Annotated in this window: 5 protein-coding genes; all 5 read left to right on the top strand. The window is 61.1% G+C overall.

Annotated elements, in window-relative coordinates; genetic code table 11:
* The first annotated feature begins 160 nt into the window (after positions 1–160).
* Positions 161–952, top strand: coding sequence for an alpha/beta hydrolase (locus tag HY788_12595; GenBank protein ID MBI4774996.1), 792 nt, complete (start codon positions 161–163; stop codon positions 950–952).
* A gap of 43 nt (positions 953–995) precedes the next feature.
* Positions 996–2,876 carry an aldehyde ferredoxin oxidoreductase family protein gene (locus HY788_12590; GenBank protein ID MBI4774995.1) on the top strand — a complete coding sequence of 627 codons (1,881 nt, stop codon included), beginning with the start codon at positions 996–998 and terminating at the stop codon, positions 2,874–2,876.
* Positions 2,877–3,174: 298 nt separating this feature from the next.
* Positions 3,175–4,818 (top strand): FAD-binding protein, encoded by a 1,644-nt coding sequence (locus HY788_12585; GenBank protein MBI4774994.1) that lies wholly within the window; start codon positions 3,175–3,177, stop codon positions 4,816–4,818.
* Positions 4,819–4,834: 16 nt separating this feature from the next.
* Positions 4,835–5,515 (top strand): 4Fe-4S dicluster domain-containing protein, encoded by a 681-nt coding sequence (locus tag HY788_12580; protein MBI4774993.1) that lies wholly within the window; start codon positions 4,835–4,837, stop codon positions 5,513–5,515.
* The gene (locus tag HY788_12575) at positions 5,515–6,069 is read left to right on the top strand and encodes a fumarate hydratase C-terminal domain-containing protein (protein ID MBI4774992.1); all 555 of its coding nucleotides are present in this window, start codon (positions 5,515–5,517) and stop codon (positions 6,067–6,069) included. Before HY788_12580 ends, HY788_12575 begins: the two co-directional genes overlap by 1 nt.

Below are 6,069 nucleotides of genomic sequence, written 5' to 3'. Positions count from 1 at the left end.
GCCTGGCGGGAACTGATGGACATCGGTACGATCAATCGATTATTCAGGCTCAATCGCATTACCGTTGAAGGCGACAAGGTGACGGCCTTCCGTTTTTGGAAAATCTTGTGGTTCCTGACCGAAACCGCCCGCGGCCAATGAAGCCGTCAGGAGAAAGCTCATGCCTTACTGCGAAGTAATGGACACGCGCATCTACTATGAAGTCGAGGGAGAGGGGACGACCATGCTCCTGGTGCATGGCGCCGCTCAGGACACCATGTCCTGGCGGTTTGCCGTGCCTTTTTTGTCCAAGAAATTCCGAACGGTGGCCGTGGACCTGCCCGGACACGGCAAGTCGGAGCGTTCGCCCCGGGGCGTGGTAAAACGCACGGAGGACTACGCCGCCTATCTCAACGCGATCATTGACAAGCTGGGCCTGGGCAAGGTGGTCTTGATGGGCCACTCCATGTCCGGGGGCGGGGTGCTGATGACCGGACTCAATCGACCGGACCAGGTGCTGGCCGCCGTACCCCTGGACGGGGCAGGCATGACCCTCAGGACCGCGGTCTCCTATTCCGACGACCTGATGAATCTGATTACCATCAACACGTACGACTATTGGGAGACCAACTTCATAGCCTTGTGCGGTCCCAAAACCTCCACCGAGCGTAAGAGACTCATCGGTCTCGAGGCGCTCAGAAGTTCGGCCGAGGTGATTCTGGGCGATTTGAGCGCCTACACCAGCTTTGACATCCGGGACCGTATCGAGGAGATCGAGTTCCCCGTTGTGCTGATCACGGGCGGCGAAGACTGGTCCTGCAAACCCGAAAACGTAGCGGCTACGGAAAAGCGGTTGAAGTGCCCCAAAGCCATGGAGGTTCTGGACGGAGTGGGCCACTTCCCCCATATGGAAGCCCCCGAGCGCGTGTCCGAAGCCGCCATCAGGCTGTTGAACAAGGTGGCCGGGATTTGAAAGATCGGCTCGTTCCATGGAGCCGAAACGGATGTAAGGATACATGCACGGTCTGAATGGAAAAACTCTGCGGGTAAACCTCACGGAACGCCGGTGTACGGCTGAAGCGTGGCCTGAAGAACTCTACCGTCGTTTTCTGGGCGGCCGGGGATTCATCGTCCACGTGCTCTTGCGGGAACTAGAAGCCGGAGCGGATCCTCTGGGGCCGGAAAACAAGCTGATCTTCGCCCTGGGCCCTCTGACCGGCCACCACGTGGTGGGCAGCGGCCGGCATAGCGTGGGGGCCAAGTCCCCCCTCACCGGCGCCTTCTTGGAAGGCGAGGCCGGCGGTTACTGGGGAGCGGAGCTCAAAAAGGCCGGGTTTGACTTTGTGGTGATCGAGGGCCGCTCGGACGATCCTGTGTATCTGTGGATACATGACGGGGTGGGCGAAATCCGTCCGGCCTCGCATCTCTGGGGCCTCGAGCCCGCCCAAACGCAGACCGCCGTACGCGCCGAGTTGGGAGACGGCCTGGTCCGCCTGGCGGTCATCGGTCCGGGCGGCGAAAAGCTGGTTCGTTATTCCTGCATCGCCCACGATCTCACTCACATAGCCGGCCGTGGCGGTCTGGGGGCCGTCATGGGATCCAAGAAACTCAAGGCTGTGGCGGTGAGGGGTTCCGCCAGACCTCAACCGGCCGATCCGGAGAAGATCAAGGAATTGACCCGCTTCATGGGCGCCAATTTCCGCAATAAACCGGGCACGTGGTCTTGCGGCACCGGAAAAGCCATGATCCAGTACGAACAGAGCGGGAACATTCCGGTGCGCAATTTTCAGGGCGGCAGTTTTCCAGGAGCGGCCAATCTGGCGCCTCAACGCCTGTTCGAGCTCGAGTACGTCAAACGTATGGAGGGGTGCTTCGGGTGCCCCCTGAAATGCAAACGCATCGCCTCGGCGGCGGGCTCCTATACCGTGGACCCGGCCTACGGCGGGCCGGAGTACGAGACTCTTACCGCCCTGGGAGTCAACTGCGGCATCGATCAGGTGGAGCCGCTGATCAAAGCGAACGAGCTATGCAACCGTTTCGGCATCGATACGATTTCCACCGGGGTGGTCATCTCGTTTGCCATGGAGTGTTTCGAGCGGGGACTGCTCGGCCCGGCAGACACCGACGGCCTGGAACTCCGTTTCGGCCGTGTGGAAGCCATGCTGACCCTGGTGGATAAGATCGGTCGCAGGGAAGGGCTGGGCGACCTGTTGGCCGAGGGAAGTAAGATCGCAGCGGAGAAGATCGGCGGGGGAGCCATCGAGTACGCCATGCAGGTCAAAGGCATGGAGATACCTATGCACGAGCCGCGCCTGAAGCAGGGCATGGCCCTGCATTACGCGGTGAATCCGGCGGGGCCGGACCATTGCAGCGGCATCCACGACGATCTGGTGGCGAAGAACCTGACCGGCTGGGACGAGCTGGATGTGGCTCATCCCCTGCCGCCCACCGAGACCAGTCCGGCAAAAGCCCGTATGCTCTATCAGGTCGGGCTCTGGCGTCACCTGGGCAACATCCTGGGACTTTGCCTTTTCGTTCCCTGGAGCCGCAAACAGATTGTGGAGGCCGTACAGGCGGTCACCGGCTGGCCCATGAGCTACTGGCGTCTGATGAAGACCGTGGAACGGGGCATCACGCTGGGTCGTCTCTTTCACTTGCGGGAAGGTTTCACCTCGGAGCAGGACCGGCTTCCGTCCCGCTTTCACACGGCCCCGACCGAGGGTCCTCTGGCCGGGGTGGCCATAGACCGTGCAGCGTTCCACCGCTCCAGGGAGGCCTATTACCAGATGCTGGGATGGGACACGGATGGAGTGCCTACGTTAGGGCGCCTGATCGAACTGGATTTGGCGGAATACGCGGATGTGCTTCCCGGGCTTGACCGGTCCGGACGGGCATGAACGGTCGAACTTGACGCTTGACTATACTTGACTGTATATGATTACTTGTCTATACATATATACAACTGATGAGGGGGCCGTTCCCTCGTAGAGGGTACAACTGTTCGGAGGGACGGCGCCGGCTTATCGTGCAGGGGCGGGTTTCAAACCGGCCCCTTGGGGTCCCGAAAGCCCCCGGCCGGCGGCGGAGCGTGGAATGGATCAAGGATCGAAACCCAATAGCTGCTGCTGACCTCTGTATCTACATTGAAATGCCGGCCGGCTTCCCCCCACGGGAAGGTCCGGCGCGATGGAACGTATGAGCTATCCCATAGAAATGCAGGAATCGCTGCAAAAACTGGCCGCCAACCGCGCGGACCGGCGAGAGGCCTCTTTTGACAAGATGGAGTTTGCTGAAAAAGAAGCACTCCTGAAGGCCTTTCACCCCGACTTCCGCTCTTCCGAAAAAACGACCATCCGGGTGGGTCCCAACGAGGGCGACACCGCGCCCAAGGAATTGGTGGCCCTGCTCGAGTCTCCCAGCAGCATCGATCCGGCGGCCTTCGACCTGACCAACCCCGATTTGGAGACCGACATCCTGGTGGTGGGCGGCGGAGGCGGAGCCCTGAGTGCGGCCCTGAGCGCCCACGAGCGCGGGGCCCGGGTTCTGGTGGTGACCAAACTTCGCCTGGGCGATTCCAACACCATTATGGCCGAGGGCGGCATTGCGGCGGCCACCCATCCGGAAGACTCGCCCGCGATCCATTTCGTGGACACCATGGTGGGCGGGCGGCACATGAATGTGCCCGAACTGGTCGAGGCCCTGGTCAATGACGCGCCTTTCATCTTGGACTGGCTCAGCTCGTTGGGGGTGAACTTCGACCGCCGGGACGACGGGTCCTACTTCGCCCACATGCCGGGCGGACACTCGCGGAGAAGATCCCACTCGATCAAAGATCTCACCGGCCTGGAAATCATGCGGGTCTTGTGCGATGAACTGCGCACTCAGGGCATCGAGGTTCTCGAGTTCAGTCCGGCGGTGGAGCTGGTCCTCGACGAATACGGTCGATGCGCCGGAGCGGTTTTGTACGACTTCGACAGCCGGCGCCATCGGGTGGTCAAAGCCAAGATCGTCATTCTGGCCACCGGTGGTATGGGTCGGCTGCATCCCTTGGGATTTCCCACATCCAACCATTACGGAGCCACGGCCGACGGGCTGATTATGGCCTACCGGGCCGGAGCCGCTCTGCTTTACGCCGGTTATGTGCAATACCATCCCACCGGCGCGGCCTGGCCCGAGCAGATGCTCGGATTGTTGATATCCGAGGCGCTGCGGGCTCAGGGGGCCCAACTCGTCAATGCCGAAGGCGTGGTTTTCGTGAACCGCCTCGAGACCCGGGACGCGGTGTCCGCCGCCATTATCCGGGAATGCAATGCCCGGGGCCTCGGAGTGACCACCCCAACCGGCATGCTGGGCGTTTGGCTGGATACCCCTCTGATCGACCTGATCGGCGGTCCGGGCACCTTTATCCACCGTTTTGCCGGCATTGCCGGCCGTTTTCGCAAATACGGCATCGATCCGGTGACCGAACCCATCCTGGTCTTCCCCACGCAGCACTACCAAAACGGGGGAGTTCGCATCGACGCCCGGGGCCGTTCCGACGTGCCGGGCCTGTACGTGGTGGGCGAAGCTTCCGGAGGAGTACACGGCCACAACCGTCTGGGAGCCAACTCCCTGGTGGATGTGTTTGTTTTCGGTCGACGGGCGGGAAACCACGCGGCCTCGGTCCTGCCCGAGGTCCGGATGGGACGCCCGAGCCTCGATCATGTAGTCGCCTATGAACAAGCTCTGAAGGAAAGAGGCATTGTCTCCGACACCGTAAGTCCCATTCTGCTGCCGGATTACCGATTTGAAAAGGCCCTCACCAGCGTGGGTCACGCCAGTGACCGCGCCGGATCCTGATATGGATAAAGAGAACATTACGCTCATCGAGGTCTATATCCTGGGCAAAAAGTACGCCGTGCCCCGTGGACTGACCATCCTGAAAGCATTGGAATACGCGGGCTTCGGCCTTACACGGGGCTGCGGCTGCCGGGGAGGAGTTTGCGGGGCATGCCTGACCGTGTATCGGCGAAAGGGCGATTTCCGCCTCAAGACCGGCCTGGCCTGCCAGACCGTGGTCGAGCCGGACATGTACCTGACTCAACTCCCCTATCTTCCCGGCAACCGAACTCAATTTCCACTCCCTAAGGGGCCGGTCGAGGACTTTGCCGTTGCCGAGTACTACCCTGAATTGATGCGTTGCGTGGCGTGCAACACGTGCACCAAAAACTGCCCCATGGAATTGCAGGTCATGGACTACATCGCCGCGGCCAAAAGGGGCGATCTCGAAGCGGTGTACGAGCTATCGGTGGAATGCGTCATGTGCGGCATGTGTGCGGCCCGCTGCCCGGCCGAGCTGACGCAGTTCAACATCGCCCTGCTGCTCAGGCGGGTCCGGGGCAAAAACCTGCCGCGCTGGTCTCAACTGGACAAAAGGCTCGGAGAGATCGAACAGGGTGTTTATGCCCATGAACTGGCGGATCTCAAGACTTTGAAACCCGAGGGCCTGATCGAGCGCTTCAAACAGTACCAAGCCACCCGCGGTGAGGCGATCTGATGGAAACAGAGCGAAGTACGGAACCCATCAGGCTAACCACGCCCATTGGTGAAAAGGATATCGCCGCTCTGAAGGTCGGGGATTTGATCGAGGTTCAAGGACGGATCTACTGCGGCCGCGACGCGGTTCTGCCCAAACTGGCCGACATGTTCGAGGCCGGCGCGTTGCACCAACTGGGACTGACTCTCGAGGGATCGCTGATTTTTCACACCGCGGTTTCGCCGGCCGGCATCGGGCCCACCACCAGCAACAAACTTGAGATCGAGCAGAGCATTCCGGCCCTGTCCCGGGCCGGGGTCAAGATCCATCTGGGCAAGGGCTCCCTGGGCGCCGAGACGGCCGCCGCCTTGAAGCGGTACAACTCGATCTTCGCCGTTACCCCGCCGCTAACCGCCCTGTTTTCCCGGAACATTTTGAGCAAACGGGTGGCCGCCTTTCCGGAGGAAGGCATGGAAGCCTTTTTCGAACTCGAGGTGACGGCTCTTCCGGCTATTGTAGCCATTGCCCACGGTGAAAATCTATTCGAGTCCCTGAAGACGGGGCGGGCTGCGTGA

The sequence above is a fragment of the Deltaproteobacteria bacterium genome (assembly GCA_016208165.1).
Classification (GTDB): domain Bacteria; phylum Desulfobacterota; class Desulfarculia; order JACQYL01; family JACQYL01; genus JACQYL01.
This window is presented reverse-complemented; position numbering and strand designations above follow the sequence as displayed.

Excerpts from the sequence above, each read along its gene's own strand:
- HY788_12595 (MBI4774996.1), top strand. The coding sequence starts at position 161 with ATGCCTTACTGCGAAGTAATGGACACGCGCATCTACTATGAAGTCGAG.
- HY788_12590 (MBI4774995.1), top strand. The coding sequence starts at position 996 with ATGCACGGTCTGAATGGAAAAACTCTGCGGGTAAACCTCACGGAACGC.
- HY788_12585 (MBI4774994.1), top strand. The coding sequence starts at position 3,175 with ATGAGCTATCCCATAGAAATGCAGGAATCGCTGCAAAAACTGGCCGCC.
- HY788_12575 (MBI4774992.1), top strand. The coding sequence starts at position 5,515 with ATGGAAACAGAGCGAAGTACGGAACCCATCAGGCTAACCACGCCCATT.